Here is an 18,767-nt window from a genome sequence, read left to right on the forward strand (position 1 = left end):
ACTGGAAGTTCGTGTGATTCACCGATTCACAGCAAAGCCCGGGACGCGGCCGTCAGGGTGTCGGCAGGGGGCGTTTCTCCAGCGCCGCGGCCATCACGTCCGGGAACAGGTCCGGAGTGCAGGCGAAGGCCGGCGCCCCGAGCGCCGCAAGGGCTGCGGCGTGTTCGCGGTCGTAGGCCGGGGCTCCCTCGTCGGACAGGGCCAGCAGGGTCACGAACTCCACGCCCGCAGCCTTCATCGCGGCGACCCGCTTCAGCATCTCGTTGCGGATACCGCCCTCGTAGAGGTCGCTGATCAGGACGACGACGGTGTCGGCGGGCCGGGTGATCTTCGACTGGCAGTAGGCGAGGGCGCGGTTGATGTCGGTGCCACCGCCCAATTGGGTACCGAAGAGGACGTCGACCGGGTCGTCGAGCTGGTCGGTCAGATCGACGATCGCGGTGTCGAAGACGACCAGACGGGTGGCGATCGAGCGCATCGAGGCGAGGACCGCACCGAAGACGGAGGCGTAGACGACGGAGGCCGCCATCGAACCCGACTGGTCGATGCAGAGGATCACCTCCTTCTTCACCGCTTGCGCCGCCCGGCCGTAGCCGATCAGCCGCTCGGGAACGACGGTGCGGTACTCGGGCAGGTAGTTCTTGAGGTTGGCCCGGATCGTGCGGTCCCAGTCGATGTCGCGGTGGCGCGGACGGCTGATCCGCGCGGACCGGTCCAGGGCGCCGGTCAGTGTCGCCCGGGTCCGCGCCGCAAGCTTCTTCTCCAGTTGCTCGACCACCTTGCGGACCACGGCCCGCGCCGTCTCCTTCGTCGTCTCGGGCATCGCCTTGTTCAGGGAGAGCAGGGTGCCGACGAGGTGCACGTCCGGTTCGACGGCCTCCAGCATCTCCGGTTCCAGCAGCAGGGCGGCCAGGCCCAGCCGCTCGATGGCATCGCGCTGCATGACCTGGACCACGGAGCTCGGGAAGTACGTACGGATGTCCCCGAGCCAGCGGGCCACGTTCGGCGCGGACCCGCCGAGCCCGGCCGACCGTGCCCCCGACGTCCTGCGGGACCCCGCCTCGCCGCCCCCGCCGTACAGGGCGCCGAGCGCGGCGTCCATCGCCGCGTCCCGCCCGGTCAGCGCGCAGCCGGTGCCATCGGCCTCTCCCCCGCCGAGCACCATCCGCCACCGCCTGAGCCGTTCGCCTCCGGCGGGGTCTGCGGTTTCGTGTCGTACCCCCGCGTCCATGTCCTTGCCGCCCATCCGTCCGTCCCCCTGCACTCGTCGTGTTCCCTCTGTAAAACCCGCCGTAAAACCCGGCGCCGATTGAGGCGCTCTTCCAGCCCCGTCAGGGGCACCTCCCGGCGGTAGCCGGGGGAGCCTGAGGCGCGGGGTCCGGGGCGCAGCCCCGGCAACGGCGCCGCACCTCACGCGGCGAGCAGCATCCGCACCAGCCCCACCACCGCGTCCGCCCGCACCGAATCCAGCTCGGGGGCGAAGCCCGCCGGGGCCGAGGACGCCGAGGCCGCGGCGACCGCACCGCCGGGGCCACGTCGCACCAACTCGCCCAGGGACCGCTTCACGCCCGGCTCGTACGCCCCGAACGTCCGCCGCAGGAGCGGGAGCACGTCGGTGAACGCGCGCTCCGGGACCCCCACCAGCCAGGTGTCGATCAGGCCCAGCAGCCGGTCGTCGTGGAGCAGCAGAGTGCCCCCGCCCGAACTCCCGCCGGCGAAGCCCTCGATCCAGCCCGCCGCATCGGCCGGGGAGGACGCCGGGGAGAGGGCGAGCCCCATCAGCCGGGCCGTCTCCTCGGCCGGCAGCCGACCGTCGTCGAGGAGCAGCCGGGCCGCCCGGCCGCGGATCAGGCCGGGCACGGTGTCCCGGCCGGCCAGCGTGGCGAGCACCGCGGACCAGCGCTCCCGCAGCCCCTCGTCGGCGTCCGCCAGCAGGCCGATCGCTCCGTGCACCCCGTCCACGTGACCGCGCATCTCCGCCGCCGCGTCGGCGTCCAACCCGGCCGTGCAGGCCGACGGCAGTGCCACGCATATCCGCTCGGCGAGCCCGGCCGCCACGGCGCCGAGCGCCGTCGCGTCGGTGCCCCGGACGTCCCCGTACCGCAGCGAACGGGCCAGGGCCGGCAGGGCCTTGGCGAGCCGCGCCACGTCGGTGTCCAACGCGGCCCGGTCCGCGAGGGCCCGCAGTACGGCGGGCAGCGCCTGCGCGAGCCCGGCCAGCAGGCACTGCTCGGCCAGGGCCGTCACCTCGCCCAGCTCCTCGGCCCCGACGGCGTCCGCCTCGGCCTTGGCGGTGGCCGCGCCGAGGACGGTGGTCCCCCATATCCCGGCCTCGGCGATCCGCACCGACAGCTCCGGCTCCCACCGCAGCCGCCAGGTCTCCCGGAAGGTTCCGGTGCCGGCCCGGGAGGCGGTCGGCGTGCCCCAGCCGATGCCGAGCAGTCGCAGCCGGTGCAGCAGCAGGGACTTCGCGGTGTCGGTGTCCTTGCGCAGGTCCAGTTCCAGCTCGCGGTCCTGCGCCTCGGCCTTGAGCCGCAGCGTGCGCTGCTGTCGTGTCAGGTCGCGCTGGAGGGGTACGACGGGGGCTCCGTCCGGGACCTCGCCGAGCACGTCACCGACGACGAGCCGGTCCTCGATCAGTGCGAGCGGTACGTCGGAGCCGTCGCACATCACCGCCCGGACCGCTTCCAGGGTCTCCGTCAGCCCGGGCAGCGGCCGGCCCCGCATCGCGGCGAGGGTCTCGGCCAGCCGGACCGCCTCGATGACGTGTGCCGAGGAGACCTGTCGGTCCTCCTCGCGCAGCAGGCCGGCGACCTTGGTCAGCCACCGCTCGACGGGTCGGTCCCGGGCGGAGAAGAGGTGGGCGTACCAGCCGGGCGAGGTGATCCCCGCGCCGTACCCGCCGGCCCGGGCCAGCCTGCGGTGGGTCCAGGGCACCCAGGTGGTCTCCACCTTGACCTTGGGCAGGCCGCTCAGCAGGGCCTTGTCGGCGGCCACGGTGGCCTTGGCGCGCAGCGCGGGGACGTGCCAGGCTCCGCACACCACGGCGTAGGCGTCGCCGAACTCCCGGCGGGCGGCCCGCATCCGCTGGCGCATGTACGCCTCGCGCACGAGGTCGCGCTGGTGGCCGCCGTCGCCGTACGCCTCGCGCAGGGCTCCCATGGCCTCCTCGAGCGCCTCGAAGGCGCCGAGCACGTCCTCCCTCACGCCCCCGGCGCCGCGGTGCTCGACCACGTCCTCCCACCAGCGCTCGGGGTCGTCGTACCCGGCGGTCTCGGCCAGCACGGCCAGGGGGTCCAGCCGGACGGCATCGGGCCCGGCCCCTTCCTGTCCGTCCCCTGCGGCGGCGAGCGAGTGCGCCGCCGGGAGGTCGATGAACCGGACCGGAACGTCGTGCTCCTGGGCCCAGCGGATGGCCACCCACTCGGGTGAGAACCCGGCCAGCGGCCAGAACGCGGCCCGGCCCGGGTCGTCCGCCGCGTGCGCGAGGAGCGCGACGGGCGGCCGCATCCCCTCCTCGGCGGCGAGCGGCAACAGCGCGTCCCCCTCGGGCGGGCCCTCGATCAGCACCGCTTCGGGCCGAGCCGTCTCCAGGGCCGCCCGCACGGCACGGGCCGATCCCGGCCCGTGGTGCCGTACGCCCAGCAGCAGCGGACCCTTCGTCGGGCTCGGGCTCATACGGTCACCTCCCGGCAGGCCCGGTAGAAGTCCTTCCAGCCGTCGCGCTCGCGGACCACTGCCTCGAGGTACTCCTGCCAGACCACCTTGTCGGCCGCCGGGTCCCGGACCACGGCGCCGAGGATCCCGGCGGCCACGTCGGAGGGGCGCAGGACGCCGTCCCCGAAGTGGGCGGCCAGGGCCAGGCCGCCGGTGACGACGGAGATGGCCTCTGCGGTGGACAGCGTGCCGCTGGGCGACTTCACCTTCGTACGGCCGTCGTCGGTGACGCCGTCGCGCAGCTCGCGGAAGACGGTGACGACGCGGCGGATCTCCTCCAGGCCCTCGGGCGCGGCCGGCAGGTCGAGGGCGCGGCCCATCTGGTCGACGCGGCGGGCGACGATGTCGACCTCGGCGTCGGCGGTGGCGGGCAGGGGCAGCACCACGGTGTTGAAGCGGCGGCGCAGTGCGCTGGAGAGCTCGTTCACCCCGCGGTCGCGGTCGTTGGCGGTGGCAATGAGGTTGAAGCCGCGCACGGCCTGCACCTCTTCGCCGAGCTCCGGTATCGGGAGGGTCTTCTCGGACAGGACGGTGATGAGGGTGTCCTGGACGTCGGCGGGGATGCGGGTGAGCTCCTCGACGCGGGCGGTCATGCCGTCGGCCATCGCCCGCATGACCGGGCTGGGGACGAGCGCCTCGCGGCTGGGGCCGTGGGCGAGCAGCCGGGCGTAGTTCCAGCCGTACCGGATGGCTTCCTCGGGGGTGCCGGCGGTGCCCTGGACGAGGAGGGTGGAGTCTCCGCTGACGGCGGCCGCGAGGTGTTCGGACACCCAGGTCTTGGCGGTGCCGGGGACGCCCAGAAGGAGCAGGGCGCGGTCGGTGGCCAGGGTGGTGACGGCCACTTCGACGATGCGGCGCGGCCCCACGTACTTGGGGGTGATCACCGTGCCGTCGTCGAGCGTGCCGCCGAGCAGGTACGTGGCGACGGCCCACGGGGAGAGCTTCCAGCGGGTCGGGCGGGGCCGGTCGTCGGCGGCCGCCAGGGCTTTCAGTTCGTGTGCGAAGGCGTCTTCGGCGTGCGGTCGCAGAGCCTCTGCTCGCTGCTCGTTCTCGGGCGTGGTCATGGTCCCCCTCCAAAGCTCGGCAGCCGCTCCCGACTGCTGACTCCACGGTGCACCACGCCACTGACAACGGACCCTGCCGATAGCGTTGTTGCTGGTCAGAGCGATTGTCAGTGGCGGTCTCTACGGTTGTTCACATGACTGATCAGGGGGACCGCTGGACAGCGGAGCAGGTATTGGATCTGGCTCCTGACGATGCCTCACGCAAGGCGGGGGGCAGACTCGGCGGGGCGGGACCGTGGTCGCAGATCGGAGGTTCCGCTTCCGGTTCTGTGTGGGGCTTGTGCAAGGGCAGCGGCAGCAAGCCGTACCGCACGGTCGTGGACCTCACGGGCCCCGCGTACAAGTGCTCCTGCCCGAGCCGGAAGTTCCCCTGCAAGCACGCCCTGGGGCTGTTGCTGCTCTGGTCGGCCGAGGGGGTCGGCGAGCCGGGCGAGGCTCCGGAGTGGGCCGCGCAGTGGCTGGCGGACCGGGCGGCCAAGGCCGCTCGGCCGCTCGGCGGGAGGGCCGCGCCGGTCGACGAGGAGGGGGCCCGGAAGCGGGCCGAGCGGCGGGCGGCGCGCGTCGGCGCGGGCGTCGCCGAGCTGGAACAGCGGCTGGCCGATCTACTGCGCGGCGGCCTCGCGGGCCAGGAGCAGGTGGGATACGCGGGGTGGGAGGAGACCGCGGCCCGCATGGTCGACGCCCAGGCGCCCGGACTGGCCTCCCGGGTAAGGGAGTTGGGGACGATACCCAGTTGCGGCCCCGGCTGGCCGGCCCGGATGCTGGAGGAGGCGGCGCTGCTGCACCTGCTCGACCGGGCGTGGCTGGGGTTGGCCGGGCTGCCGGAAGAGCTGGCGGCGACGGTGCGCAGCCGCGTGGGACTGCCGGCCTCCGGGGAGGGGGAGGCCGTACGGGACCGGTGGCTGGTGCTCGCCCAGTACGACACGGTCTCGCCGGACGGTCGGCTCACCACCCGCCGGATATGGCTGCACGGGCTGGCGGGCGGGCGGCCCGCCCTGGTGCTGGACTTCGGACCGCCGGGGCGGCCACCGGGGCTGGCACTGCCGGTGGGGCGGGTGCTGGAGGCGGAGGTGCACTTCCGGCCCGGGTCGGCGGGGCTGCGGGCGGACCTCGGTGAGAGGTTCGCGGCAGCTGCGCCGTGCGCGGGGGTTCCGGCCGGGGTGAGCACGGGGGCGGCCCTGGAGGCGTACGGGGAGGCCCTGCGGCAGGACCCGTGGCTGGAGTCCTGGCCGGTGGTGCTCGGTCCGGTGGTTCCGATACCGGGAGAGCTCGGCTGGCAGCTGGCGGACGCGGAGGGCACCTCCGCCCTGCCGGTGCCCCTCACCGGGGGCGGCCGCTCCCGCGGGGGGCTTTGGCAGCTGGCTGCGTTGTCGGGCGGAGGCCCGGTGACGGTGTTCGGCGAGTGCGGGCACCGCGGCTTCACCCCTCTGACGGCCTGGCAGCCGGGCTCGACCGAGCCCGTCGCCCTGTCCTGATCAGGAACGGAAACAAAGAACACATCGCTGGGGGCCTGGGGGGGCCTGTGCCGTCACGCGGGGGCGGCGAGGAAACGTGCGGCGCCGGGGGCTCCGCACGCGGAACGACGACGAGCCGGGGGGCTTGCATGAATGACAACCACGCCAGCTGAACGCGAGCAGGCATACGGGGACATCGACAGCTCCGGTCCCGTGGAGGGGGCGGGACCGGAGCCCATGACGCGACGGACGACCGACGACGAGGGACTAGGGAGGGGCCCGATGGACAAGAGTGACGAGGGGTACGGGGAGTGGGAGGAGCTGGTCGCCGCCGCGCTGCTGGGCACCGAGCGGCGCCGGGGCGGGGGTCCGGCGGGCTCTCCGGAGGCGCTGCTGGACGCGGCGGCCGTGCACGCCGTACGGCGCCGGGCCGGGCTGCGCCCGGCCGAGGCCGGGCCGCGCCCAGAGCCCGCGCCCCGGGACCCCCGGCCGGCGCCACCGGAGGCGGCCGGCCACAGGCTCGCGCAGCTGCTGGCCGGCCGCAGCGGCCCGGTCAACGGCGGCGGGCGGCGCGGGACCGCCCCGGACCTGACGGAGCTGCTGCCCCAGTGGCTGGCCGCCGCCGCGCGGCACGGCTACCGCTCGCCGGCCGCACTCGTACCGGCGCTGCTGGACGCGGCCCGGGCCCGTACGGACCTGCGGCCGCAGGCCTTGGCCCTGGCGGGGACGCGGGGACTGTGGCTGGCGCGGATGAATCCGGACTGGCGGTTCGCCCTGCGCGGCGGTTCGGGCGGCACCGGGGAACTGCCGGAGGTGACGGACCGGGCGGCGGTGGAACGGCTGTGGCAGGAGGGACTGTTCGCGGAGCGGGTGGCCCTGCTCGGAGCCGTCCGGGCCCACGAGGCTGCGGCCGCGCCGCGGCTGCTGATGACGACCTGGGCCACCGAACGGGCCGAGGACCGGCTGATGTTCCTCGATTCGCTGAGGGTCGGGCTGTCCGCGGGGGACGAGCCCTTCCTGGAGGCGGCGTTGGGTGACCGCAGCCGCAATGTCCGTGCCACGGCCGCCGAATTGCTGTCGGCGCTGCCGGACTCGGCGCTGGCCGGACGGATGGCCGAGCGCGCACTGGCCTGCGTGGGCCCCGAAGGGGTGACGCCGCCGGCCGAGTGCGATGCGGGGATGCTCCGCGACGGGGTGGTCAAGCGGCCGCCCGCCGGACGCGGGGAACGTGCCTGGTGGCTCGGCCAGTTGGTGGAGGCTGCGCCACTGTCGTGCTGGCGGGAGCGGTTCGGGGGGCTCGGCCCGGCGGAGATCGTGGCGCTGCCGGTGGCCGCGGGCGACGGCTGGACGGAGGAGCTGCACGCGGCGTGGTGCCGGGCCGCCGTGCGCCAGCGCGACGCGCCGTGGTCGCGGGCCCTGCTCGGCCCGGCGTCCGCGCCGCCCGCAGCGGGCCCGGGAACGGCCTCGCTCGCGGAGCGGGCCAAGCTGCTGGAGACCCTCCCGCACGCGGAACGGGCGGAGTGGGTGGCGGAGTTCATACGGGCCCACGGACTGTCGGAAGCGTTCCAACTGCTCGGGGTGTGCGTCGTGCCGTGGGCGGGCGCGCTGGGCCAAGCGGTCGTGGACGCACTGGACACCGCCCGCGACGCCGGCAGCTACCCGTGGAGCTTCAGCGGGGTAATGGGCCTCGCGGAGCGCTGCCTCGACCCCGCAGAAGCGGGCCGGCTGGAGGCCCTGACCACGGCCGTGGAGGACCTGCCGGACGCTGCTCCCGGCGCAGCCGCGTACTGGGCCGAGGCGTTCCAGCGGCTCGTCTCGACCCTTCGCCTCCGCGCGGCGATGCTGGCCGAACTGGCCCCGGCCTAGCCCGTCCCTTCCGGATCTCGCCGGACGAGCCCGGGACGTCCGGTGCGGTGCACCCTCCACCAGCTACCGCCGGGAGGGGATCCGGACGGAACGACGTCCTCGAGCGGGGCGTCCTCGAGCGGGGCGTCCTCGAGCGGGCCCGGCCGGATCCTGAAGGACGGCCCGGTCCGGCGCCGGCCGGGGGGCCGCGCCGCAGGAACCGAGGGCTGGGGCCTCCGATCCGGGGTCCGTGCCCCGAACGCCGGCGAGGCCGCATGTACGCCTGCTGGCGTCGCACGGATGCCGGGGCTCCGCGCGACACCCCGCGCCGCAACGGCTCGCGGGGCGCGGCACGGCGCAGTCACGCCGCCCGACCCCTGCCGAACCGCCGGAGGCTACTGACGGACGTGGGCGCGGACCCAGTCCACGATGGCGGTCGTCGTCGCGCCCGGCGTGAAGATCTCGGCCACGCCCTTCTCCTTCAGGGGGGCGATGTCGTCCTCCGGGATGATGCCGCCGCCGAAGACCTTGATGTCCTCCGCGTCGCGCTCCTTGAGGAGTTCCAGCACGCGCGCGAAGAGCGTGTTGTGCGCGCCGGAGAGGATCGAGAGGCCGATCGCGTCGGCGTCCTCCTGGATGGCGGTGTCCACGATCTGCTCGGGGGTCTGGTGGAGGCCGGTGTAGATGACCTCCATGCCCGCGTCCCGCAGCGCCCGCGCGATCACCTTGGCCCCGCGGTCGTGGCCGTCGAGACCCGGCTTGGCCACCACCACACGGATCGGACCGGTCACACCCATCGCACTGCCTCCCGAGTGAACGAACGTTAAGTACAGCATCGCGCACGCCGCCGTTTCGCGGTCAATCACGAGGGGGAAATCACACGTGGGACGGCATTGCGCCACCGTGCCGGCAGCCGCACGGCACGGTGGTGCGAGCGCCGCGATCCCGCAGAGGCTCAGGGGAGGCCGTCAATGGGGCTGTCCATACCCATGTCCATGCCCTTGTCCGGCGCCGCGCTGCGGGCCGGTGCTCTCGAGATAGTGGTGTTCGGCGGGCACCTCCTGCTGTATCCCACCGGAGTGTGCCAGGAGAAGGTCACCACCCGTCCGCCCGCGACACGGCCGCCGGTCCTCCTTCTCCACGGGTTCACCGACAACCGGTCCGTCTTCGTCCTGCTGCGCCGCGCCCTCGGGGCGGGAGGTCGGCACGTGGAGGCGTACAACTACTCGCCCTTCACCCTCGACCTGCGCGTCACCGCCCGTCATCTCGCCCGGCGCGTCGAGGAGCTGTGCGAGCGCACCGGACAGGAGCGGGTGGATCTGGTCGGGCACAGCCTGGGCGGGCTCGTCGGCCGGTACTACGTGCAGCGGCTCGGCGGCGACCCGCGGGTCCGGACCCTCGTCACCCTCGGCACCCCGCATTCCGGCACCCGGGTCGCCCCCTTCATGGACGCGCACCCGCTGATCCGGCAGATCCGCCCGGACTCCGAGGTGCTGACCGAACTCGCCGCTCCGGCGCCCGGCTGTGCCACACGGTGCGTGGCGTTCTGGAGCGAGTTCGACGCGATCATGACCCCGGTCGCGACCGCGCGGATCGAACACCCGGATTTGTGTGTGGAGAACGTGCAGGTCACCGGTATCGGACATCTCGCACTAGCCATCCATCCCGCCGTCATCGCGGCGGTCCGGCGCACCCTCGAAGGGCCCGGTCTGGCCGCCGTCACGGGCTCGGACACCGCCTCCGTCGCCTAGCCGACGAGCAGCCAACAGTCGAACTAATTTCGAACTCAAGGCCAAGGGTCCGCATTTCGACGACCGAAAGACGGCCGAATGCCCGGTTCCGGAGATCTGGGGACCCGGCGAAGATTGTCGTGGCGAGTAACCGCCGGGTACAGTCACGCCACTGCTCTCCTCCGGTGAACCTCGAGTTCCCGGCCACCCAGGCCCCCACTGCCGAGGCGAAAGAGAAGTTGGTGAACGACCGCCCCACGTCGGGCCAGTACCCGGATGCCGGGTACGACGGCCTTTCCACCACCGCTTTCGCTGGTGACTCGACCTACGTTTCCTATGAAACGCAGGGCCAGGGGGTCAACTACGCCGCCTACGGCTCCTACGACACCGGTGCGTACGACACCACCGCGTGGGCCTCGCAGGACAGTTACCCGTCCACGTTCCCGACCCAGGGCGCACTCGAGGACACCACCGGGAGCTGGGACGCGAGCGCCTGGAACACGCCGAGCGCGGACTACTCCGGCTACGGGCAGTACCAGCAGCCCTCCTTCGGCTACGACACCACCGGCGAGCAGACCGGACACTGGGCGATGCCGGGCTACGGCACCACCGGCACCGAGACCGGCGCCTACGACGCCACCGCATGGAACACCGTCGTCGAGACCCCGGCCCAGCCCGAGGCCGCCTACGTGTACGAGTACCAGCCCGCGCCGGAGCCCGAGCCCGTGCAGCAGGAGTACGCGTACGGGGCGACCACCGTCGGCTACGCCTACGAAGCCACCCAGGCAGTCGTCATCGACTCCGGGAACCAGAGCGGATTCGAGACCGGTTTCGAGGCCGGTTTCGAGACCGGAGCGGACACGTACAGCGAGACCGCCGTCTTCGAGGTGCTCTCCGACGAGATGCCTCAGGTCCCCGAGGCGCCTGAGGCACCCGCGGTGCCCGCGGTCCACGACCTCCCCACCCAGGCCATGCCGGTGACCTCGGCTCCGCGCTCCGCGCGCCGGACCGCCGCCAAGGGCAACGGCAAGGCCGGCGCCGGTGCCAAGGCGAGCAACAGCAGCAAGAGCGGCAGCTCCACCAGCGGCGGCAACAGCCGTCGCCGCACCCCGGCGAAGCGTTCCGCCTTGCTGACCGTCGCCGTGCCCTCCGCCTGTGTGATGGGCGTCGCGGGTGTCGCGGCCGCCTCCGTCGGCGGCCTCACCGGCACGGACCGGCCCGCCGAGGAGCCCACCACGATGGCCGCGCCCGACCCGGCTTCGGTGAAACCGGTCGCGGCGAACACCAAGCTCGACACCCAGATGGTCGCGCTCAGCGCCGATGCGGGCGACTTCGCCGACCGCGCGAGCCGCACGCAGGAGCGCATCGACCTGCGCGAGCGCCAGGAAGAAGAAAAGAAGAAGAAGGCGGAGGAGGCCGCGGCCAAGGAGGCCGCCCGCCCCAAGTTCGCCATCCCCGTCCAACAGCACGGCCTGAGCGCCAACTTCGGCCAGGCCGGCGGCATGTGGATGTCGGTGCACACCGGTATCGATTTCCCGGTCTCCTACGGGACGCCGGTCATGTCGGCCACCGACGGCACCGTGCGCACCCAGTACAACAGTGCCTACGGGAACATGGCGATAGTGACCGCGCCCGACGGCACCGAGACCTGGTACTGCCACCTCAGCTCGACCAAGATCCGCGGTGGCAAGGTCAAGGCGGGCGATGTCATCGCCTACTCCGGCAACTCCGGCAACTCCACCGGCCCGCACCTCCACTTCGAGGTCCGGCCCGGCGGCGGGTCCGCGATCGACCCGCTGCCGTGGCTGCGCAGCCACGGCCTGGACCCGACGTAACCGACCGGCGCGACCGGCCGGCGCAACCGGCCGGCGTGAGCGCCCGGTACGACCGGCCTGCGCATCCGGCCCGACACGCTCCCCCGGCCTGATCGCCGCGCGGCCCGAAGGCCGCGCGGCCGCCCGCCGTCCTACAGCTTCTGCACCGGCGCGTAGCGCAGCAGCAGCCGCTTGGGCTTGTCGTCCCCGAAGTCGATGGTGGCCTGCGCGTCCGCGCCCGCTCCCTTGACCTCCATGACGGTGCCGAGTCCGAACTGGTCGTGCGTGACCCGGTCCCCGACCACCAGGGCAATGACCGGCTTGTCGGCAGCCCGCCGCGTGGCGAATCCGGACGGACCCGACTTCGTACGCGACGAGGACAGGAACGCCTCCGGCGAGGTACCGAACGTCGCCCTGCCCGATCCCGAAGAAGACGACCCGTACCCCGAACTCCGCATCGGACCGGCCGGCTTCTGGGTCGCGCCCGTCCGCTTCCACTGGAGGTACTCCGCCGGAATCTCCTCCAGGAACCGCGACGGCGGGTTGTACGACGGCGTGCCCCACGCGCTGCGCATGCTGGAGCGGGTCAGGTAGAGCCGCTCGCGCGCCCGCGTGATGCCGACGTACGCGAGGCGGCGCTCCTCCTCGAGTTCCTTGGTCTGGCCCAGCGCCCGCATGTGCGGGAAGACCCCGTCCTCCATGCCGGTCAGGAAGACCACGGGGAATTCGAGGCCCTTGGCGGTGTGCAGGGTCATCAGTGTGATGACGCCCGTGCCCTCGGTGTCCTCGTCCGGGATCTGGTCGGAGTCCGCGACGAGCGCGACCTGCTCCAGGAACTCGGCCAGGGTGCCGGACCCGGGAGCCGGGGCGCCGGTCTCCGCGGCCTCGGCCGCCGCGGCCTCCCGCGCCTGCTCGAACTCCAGCGCCACGGCCGCGAGCTCCTGCAGGTTCTCGATGCGCGTCTCGTCCTGCGGGTCGGTCGACGCCTGGAGTTCGGCGAGGTAGCCCGTCCGCTCCAGCACCGCCTCCAGGACCACCGCCGGGCCCGCGCCCGAGTCGACGATCGTGCGCAGCTCTTCCATCAGCACGTTGAACCGCTTCACCGCGTTGGTGGAGCGCGCGGCCATGCCGAAGGCCTCGTCCACGCGGCGCAGCGCCTGCGGGAAGGTGATCTTCTCGCGCATCGCGAGGGCGTCGATCATCGCCTCGGCGCGCTCGCCGATGCCGCGCTTGGGCACGTTCAGGATGCGCCGCAGCGGGACGTTGTCCTCCGGGTTCGCCAGGACGCGCAGGTACGCGAGGACGTCGCGGACCTCCTTGCGCTCGTAGAAGCGGACGCCGCCGACGACCTTGTAGGGCAGTCCGACCCGGATGAAGATCTCCTCGAACACGCGGGACTGCGCGTTGGTCCGGTAGAAGATCGCGACGTCGCCCGCCTTGGCGTCGCCCGCGTCGGTGAGCCGGTCGATCTCGTCGGCGACGAACTGGGCCTCGTCGTGCTCGGTGTCCGCGACGTAGCCGGTGATGACGGCGCCGGTACCGGCCTGGGTCCACAGGTTCTTGGCGCGGCGGTTCTCGTTGCGCTCGATGACCGCGTTGGCCGCGGAGAGGATCGTCTGCGTGGAGCGGTAGTTCTGCTCCAGCAGGATCGTCGTCGCGTCCTTGTAGTCCTCTTCGAACTGGAGGATGTTGCGGATGGTCGCGCCGCGGAAGGCGTAGATCGACTGGTCGGCGTCACCCACCACGCACAGCTCGGCCGGGGGCAGGTCCGGGTAGCCGGTGCCGACCAGCTCGCGCACCAGCGTGTACTGGGCGTGGTTGGTGTCCTGGTACTCGTCGACGAGGACGTGCCGGAAGCGGCGCCGGTAGTGCTCGGCGACGTCCGGGAACGCCTGGAGCAGGTGGACCGTGGTCATGATGATGTCGTCGAAGTCGAGGGCGTTGGCCTCGCGCAGTCGCCCCTGGTACATCGCGTACGCCTGGGCCAGGGTCTTCTCGAAACCGTCGACGGCCTGGTCGGCGAAGGCTTCCTCGTCGATCAGCTCGTTCTTCAGGTTCGAGATCTTGGCGTTGAAGGCCTTCGGCGGGAACTTCTTCGGGTCCAGGTCCAGGTCCCGGCAGACGAGCGCCATCAGGCGCTTCGAGTCGGCCGCGTCGTAGATCGAGAACGAGGACGTGAAGCCGAGCCGCTTGGACTCGCGGCGCAGGATGCGCACGCACGCACTGTGGAAGGTGGAGACCCACATGGCGTTCGCGCGCGGGCCGACCAGACCCTCGACGCGCTCCTTCATCTCGCCGGCGGCCTTGTTGGTGAAGGTGATCGCCAGGATCTGGCCGGGGTGGACGTTCCGCGCGGACAGCAGGTGTCCGATGCGGTGGGTCAGCACCCGGGTCTTGCCGGAGCCGGCGCCGGCCACGATGAGCAGCGGGGAGCCCGCGTGCACCACGGCCGCGCACTGCTGCTCATTGAGCCCGTCCAGGAGCGTCGCCGGGTCGATGACGGGCCTGGGGGCGCCGTCCCGGTAGTACGCGTCCCCGGTCATGGGTACGTCGAACCGCCCCCCGAAGAGGTCGTCCGCGCCCGCTTCGGGGGCGGCGTGGTCCTCGGGCGGCGGCGGGACCTCGTCGGAGGGGGTGAGGTCCGCCAGGAAACTGTCGTCAAAGAGGCTGCTCATCGCATTCCGAGTCTAGGGGGCGGGACCGACAGGCCAGCACGAGTTCGAGCAGCCCGGGGAAACGGAGCTCCAGGTCCTCGCGGCGCAGCGCGAGGAAGAGCTTGCGGCCCTGCGGGCGCTGGCAGATCACACCGCTCTCGCGCAGCGTCTTGAGGTGGTGCGTGACGCTGGAGCGGGGCAGGTCCGGGACGACCTCTCCGCAGAACGCCTCCCCGCCGGAGGACAGCTTGCGGACGATCTCCAGCCGGACGGGGTGTCCGAGCGCCGCCAGGACCTCGACCAGTTCGATGCGGTCGACGGCGGGGTGGGTCGGCTCGGCGGCGGCAGCAGGCATGACCCCACTGTACGCAGTTCTCGTACGGACATGGCCAAATCGTTCGAAGATTCCGTACGGTCCGTGCCGGCGGCAGCGACCGGTACCTCCCCGGAGGAGCGGCCGGAGGCCGTCACGGGCGAGCTGACCCGCTTCCTCGGCCGACCGGGCCGCCTCGTACGCTCGACGCCATGGACGCACTCATCAACGCCTTCGTCGGCCTGCACATCATCGGGATAGCCGCGCTCCTCGGCGGTTTCCTGACCCAGATGAAGGCGATGAGCGCGGGCACCGCCCGTTTCACGCCCGCCATGCTGCACGGCGCGCTCACCATGCTCGTCACCGGCGTGCTCCTGGTCGGCTTCAACCAGATGGCCGGGGACCCCGTCAACAACATCAAGGTCGGCGTGAAGCTGGCCGTCCTCTTCGTGATCCTCTGCCTCGTCTACGTCAAGCGCGACGAGGAGCACGTGGACAAGGCCCTGTTCGGCGCGGTCGGCGGGCTGACCGTGATCAACATCTTCATCGCCGTTCTCTGGCACTGACCCACGCCGGAACGATCCATTCCGGTCCTCTGCAGCCAGCTCCGGTCGGATCGGGCCACTTGCGGTCATCTCGTCATCCGCCCGTTACCTGCGGGTCTAGCGTCCTCCTCCAGGCACCGACAGAGGAAGGACGTGAGGCCCTGGTGGCCAGTCATCGAAAGCCCAGGCAGCGCCCGCTCTCCGGCGGCCCGGTTCGGACGACCGCCGCCACCCTCGCCCTCGCGGGCGCTGCCACCGCCACCGCCTTCGAAGGCGCCGCCCAGGCCGACCCCCGGCCCACCCTCGCCCAGGTCACGTCGGAGGTGGACCGGCTCTACGAGGAGGCCGAGGCGGCGACCGAGCGGTACAACGGGGCGAAGGAACGGGCGGACGAGGCCGAACGCACACTGACCGGACTGCGCGAGGAGACCGCCCGCAAGACCGACCAGCTCAACACCGCCCGCAGCGCGCTCGGAACGCTCGCCGCCTCCCAGTACCGCAGCGGTTCCCTGGGCACCACCGTCCAGCTCGCGCTGGCGTCCGACCCCCAGGAGTACCTCTCCCAGGCCGCCTTCATCTCCCGCGCCGGGGACCGCAACGCCGCCGGGATCACCACCGTGCGCCGCCGGCTCGACGAGGTCGGCAAGCTCCGCGAGCGGGCCACCGGGCACCTCGCCGAACTTCGCACCCGCCAGGACGAACTCGCCGCCCACAAGGCGGAGGCCGAGGAGAAGCTGACCGCCGCCAAGAACCTGCTGGCCCGACTCACCGCCGAGGAACGGGCCGCCTACGAAGCCCAGTCGTCCGGCGGGCCGACCGCCGCTCCCGCAGCCTCCGTCCCCGTTCCGTCGCGGGGCGGCACGCTCCCGCCCCCGTCCGACGGTTCGCGCGCGGCCCGCGCCGTGGCCTTCGCGCACGGGGCGATCGGCAAGCCGTACGTCTGGGGCGCGACGGGCCCGGGGTCCTTCGACTGCTCCGGCCTGACCCAGGCGGCCTGGCGCTCGGCCGGGGTCTCCCTGCCCCGCACCACCTACACCCAGATCAACGCCGGCCGGCGCGTGTCCCGCGACCAGCTGGCCCCCGGCGACCTGGTGTTCTTCTACTCCGGGGTCACCCACGTCGGCCTCTACGTCGGCAACGGCCAGATGATCCACGCCCCGCGCCCCGGATCAACGGTCCGGCTCGCGCCGATCGACTCGATGCCCTGGGCCGGCGCCTCCCGCCCCGCGTGACCCCGGCCCGGAAGGGCCCGCTCATCCCCGGGCGCAGTGGCCGCAGGTGCCGCGCCGACGGAAGTAGTAGGCGAGGGTCGCGGCGCCCAGCGCGACGCCCCACGGCACCCACAGCATCGCGGGGTAGTTGGTCCCCCAGCCGAAGGGCTGGTCCCCGCCCCGGATCATCTGGAGGCCGCCGGGTACGAGCACCACGGACACCAGCAGGGCCGGGACGATCGCGGTGGCGAGGGCGACCGGCCGGCCCGCCTTGAACGGCACCCACCGCGGCCAGACCTCGCCCCAGCGCGCGACCAGCCCGTGGGTCAGCACGCCGCCGACGGTCGACGCGATCGCGAGGCCCAGCCCGATCCCGAGCATGCCCGGGGTGTCCTGCATGTCCTGCATGAACGCGTCGGTAATGCCCAACGGGTAGCCGAAGAACCAGGCCACCCGGGTCACGTCGTACGGGATGCTCGACAGCACGGCGACAGTTACGGCCCTGCGCCCCCAACGGGCCGCCGACTCCGGCGCGGTCCAGGCCGCGGCCCGTCCGCCGCGCCCGCAGTGCACGCACAGTCCGCGGGTGCGCCGCTGGTGGGCCAGCACGGCCAGGGTCCAGAGCACCCCGCCCAGGAACAGGACCAGCAGGTTGTCCCGGTGCCAGTAGAGGATGTCGCCGACGCCGTCCTGCGGGCCGGGCACCCCGGTGAAGGCGAACACCACCAGGAGCGGCGCGAAGGCGACCACGGCGATCAGCGTGTAGTCCTGCAGCACCACCGTGAGCGCGAGGGCCTGCGCCCAGCCGAAGCCGAGCAGGAACCGCCGGGCGGCGCTGCCGCTCGCCGGGCGGCGTGCCATGAGCACCCCGCAGACCGCCCCCGCGAGGCCGAGCGCGGCAATGATCGGGCTCACGACGGCGGCCGGGCTCGGTTCGAGGATCGATCCGGTCGAGCGGTCCTCGGGAACCGGCCCGAACGGGTAACCGGCGCCGCCCAAGGCCCAGTACAGCCCGGCCAGTCCGTAGGCGAGGGACCACGCGGCCGCCGCGTACGGGGCCCAGCGGGGCCAACCCGACCACCACCGGCGGCGCACCGCCGCCTTGACCTGCTCGTTCCTGCAGTTCACCGCATGTGCCATGACCCTGGTCCCCCTTGGATTTCGTCCTGGGACCAGACTCCCGGCCAGCGGGGGCCGGGCACATCGGCCGACCGGCAGAGATCGGCGGCGGGATCCGCGGGGCCGTCCGCCGATCGGCGGACGCAGGGCCGGGCGCGGGCTACGGGGCCTTGACCACGCCGCTCAGCCAGCCGAAGGTCTGCGGCAGCTGCTTGGACCACGATTCGAGGTTGTGCCCGCCGACGACCTTCTCCGCGTGCACCACGGTCGGGCTCTTGGCGATCGCCTTGAGGTCCGTACCGGACAGGTAGCCGTCCTGCTCGGCCCCCGACATCCACAGCGACACCGCGGGCGGGGTGGGCGCGGCCTGGAGCCAGTTCTTCAGGTTGTGCGTCTTGCGCAGTTCGGGGTCCTTGGCGACCAGCGACGAGGGCTCCTGCCCCGGGTCGTTGTAGCCGGAGAGGGAAACGGCGGCGCTGTAGCGGTCGGGGTGGGCGATCGCGAGCTTGGCGGCGCAGTAGGCGCCGGCCGAGTAGCCGGCCACGCCCCAGGTGCGGGCCTCGTCCGAGGCCCGGAAGTTGTCGACGACCATCTTGCGGACGTCGACGCTGAACCAGCTGTCCGCGTTGACCTTGCCGGGGATGTTGGCGCAGCCGGTGTCGCCGTTGCCGAGCAGCATGGCGCGCGGCGAGACCAGGATGAACGGCTGCACCTTGCCGCTCTTCATCAGCGGCTCCAGCACCTCGTGCGCCTTGAGCCCCTGGAACCAGGACTTCCCCGTGCCCGGTATGCCCGGTATCAGCTCGATCACCGGGAACTTCTTGTCCTTGTAGGCCGGGTCGTCGTACTGCGGCGGCAGCCACACCATGACATCGCCCTTGACCCCGGAGATCTTGCCGTCGAGCTCGGTCTTCTGAACCCGCCCGCCGACCCCGTCCACCGGCTGGAACTGCTGCTTGACCTTCGGCGCCTCTTCGACCTTCTTGCCGCCGAGACCGTCCGGGCCGAGGTCGGGGGCGGCCGTGACGTACTTGCCGGTGCCTAGCAGGTCGCTCCAGGAGGCATAGAAGTGCTCGGCCCGGTTCACCGCGACGAACACCACGGCAACGGCTGTGACCTGGGCGAACACCACCATCAGGGCGCGCAGAATGGTGCGGACGGCGGCCGGGCCGCGCACCTTGCTCCACACGGCCAGCGGAAGGACGACGGCGATCACCGTCAGGGCGATCACCGTCGCGAAGAAGGGTGTACCGGTCAAGCTCATCACGCCACCCTAGAGGGCGATGTGCGCGCTCCCGGTT

Annotated in this window: 14 protein-coding genes; 6 read left to right on the forward strand and 8 right to left on the reverse strand. The window is 72.7% G+C overall.

Features of this window, described 5'->3' with window-relative positions:
- Positions 1-52: 52 nt before the first annotated feature.
- The 3 genes from OG207_RS17705 to OG207_RS17715 form a co-directional block, all read right to left on the reverse strand.
- The gene (locus tag OG207_RS17705; RefSeq protein WP_329107713.1) at positions 53-1,246 is read right to left on the reverse strand and encodes a VWA domain-containing protein; all 1,194 of its coding nucleotides are present in this window, start codon (positions 1,244-1,246) and stop codon (positions 53-55) included.
- A 164-nt stretch (positions 1,247-1,410) separates the two neighbouring features.
- Positions 1,411-3,678 (reverse strand): DUF5682 family protein, encoded by a 2,268-nt coding sequence (locus OG207_RS17710; RefSeq protein ID WP_329099494.1) that lies wholly within the window; start codon positions 3,676-3,678, stop codon positions 1,411-1,413.
- Positions 3,675-4,781, reverse strand: coding sequence for an ATP-binding protein (locus OG207_RS17715; RefSeq protein WP_329099495.1), 1,107 nt, complete (start codon positions 4,779-4,781; stop codon positions 3,675-3,677). Before OG207_RS17715 ends, OG207_RS17710 begins: the two co-directional genes overlap by 4 nt.
- 134 nt (positions 4,782-4,915) lie before the next feature.
- Here OG207_RS17715 and OG207_RS17720 point away from each other — a divergent pair, with 134 nt between their 5' ends.
- Both OG207_RS17720 and OG207_RS17725 read left to right on the forward strand, forming a co-directional pair.
- Positions 4,916-6,256, forward strand: a complete 1,341-nt coding sequence (locus OG207_RS17720; protein WP_329099496.1) for an SWIM zinc finger family protein — start codon at positions 4,916-4,918, stop codon at positions 6,254-6,256.
- A 261-nt stretch (positions 6,257-6,517) separates the two neighbouring features.
- On the forward strand, positions 6,518-8,101 hold the full coding sequence (locus OG207_RS17725; RefSeq protein ID WP_329099497.1) for a DUF5691 domain-containing protein: 1,584 nt from the start codon (positions 6,518-6,520) through the stop codon (positions 8,099-8,101).
- A gap of 374 nt (positions 8,102-8,475) precedes the next feature.
- On the opposite strand, the gene OG207_RS17730 is transcribed toward OG207_RS17725, so the two are convergent.
- Positions 8,476-8,877: a cobalamin B12-binding domain-containing protein gene (locus OG207_RS17730; RefSeq protein WP_150258834.1), complete on the reverse strand. Its 402-nt coding sequence runs from the start codon at positions 8,875-8,877 to the stop codon at positions 8,476-8,478.
- A 174-nt stretch (positions 8,878-9,051) separates the two neighbouring features.
- Here OG207_RS17730 and OG207_RS17735 point away from each other — a divergent pair, with 174 nt between their 5' ends.
- Both OG207_RS17735 and OG207_RS17740 read left to right on the forward strand, forming a co-directional pair.
- Positions 9,052-9,831: an esterase/lipase family protein gene (locus tag OG207_RS17735; RefSeq protein ID WP_329099498.1), complete on the forward strand. Its 780-nt coding sequence runs from the start codon at positions 9,052-9,054 to the stop codon at positions 9,829-9,831.
- Between the two features lie 164 nt (positions 9,832-9,995).
- On the forward strand, positions 9,996-11,645 hold the full coding sequence (locus OG207_RS17740) for a peptidoglycan DD-metalloendopeptidase family protein (RefSeq protein ID WP_402694052.1): 1,650 nt from the start codon (positions 9,996-9,998) through the stop codon (positions 11,643-11,645).
- A 131-nt stretch (positions 11,646-11,776) separates the two neighbouring features.
- Here the strand turns inward: OG207_RS17740 and pcrA are convergent, their stop codons facing one another.
- Positions 11,777-14,299 carry a DNA helicase PcrA gene (gene pcrA / locus OG207_RS17745; protein ID WP_329099499.1) on the reverse strand — a complete coding sequence of 841 codons (2,523 nt, stop codon included), beginning with the start codon at positions 14,297-14,299 and terminating at the stop codon, positions 11,777-11,779.
- A complete protein-coding gene (locus OG207_RS17750; RefSeq protein ID WP_329099500.1) occupies positions 14,283-14,633 on the reverse strand; it encodes an ArsR/SmtB family transcription factor in 351 nt (116 codons plus the stop codon). The genes pcrA and OG207_RS17750 overlap by 17 nt, the downstream gene beginning before the upstream one ends.
- 170 nt (positions 14,634-14,803) lie before the next feature.
- Here OG207_RS17750 and OG207_RS17755 point away from each other — a divergent pair, with 170 nt between their 5' ends.
- Together OG207_RS17755 and OG207_RS17760 are read left to right on the forward strand one after the other, a co-directional pair.
- Positions 14,804-15,157, forward strand: a complete 354-nt coding sequence (locus OG207_RS17755) for a hypothetical protein (RefSeq protein WP_329099501.1) — start codon at positions 14,804-14,806, stop codon at positions 15,155-15,157.
- 143 nt (positions 15,158-15,300) lie between these two features.
- Complete coding sequence (locus OG207_RS17760) at positions 15,301-16,368, forward strand: C40 family peptidase (RefSeq protein WP_329099502.1); 1,068 nt, start codon at positions 15,301-15,303, stop codon at positions 16,366-16,368.
- 21 nt (positions 16,369-16,389) lie between these two features.
- Here OG207_RS17760 and OG207_RS17765 read toward each other — a convergent pair whose 3' ends face one another.
- Entirely contained in the window at positions 16,390-17,487 is a 1,098-nt protein-coding gene (locus OG207_RS17765) for an NYN domain-containing protein (RefSeq protein WP_329099503.1), read from the reverse strand.
- 139 nt (positions 17,488-17,626) lie between these two features.
- Positions 17,627-18,730: an alpha/beta hydrolase gene (locus tag OG207_RS17770; protein ID WP_329099504.1), complete on the reverse strand. Its 1,104-nt coding sequence runs from the start codon at positions 18,728-18,730 to the stop codon at positions 17,627-17,629.
- Positions 18,731-18,767 lie beyond the last annotated feature (37 nt).

The organism is Streptomyces sp. NBC_01439 (genome assembly GCF_036227605.1).
Lineage (GTDB): Bacteria > Actinomycetota > Actinomycetes > Streptomycetales > Streptomycetaceae > Streptomyces.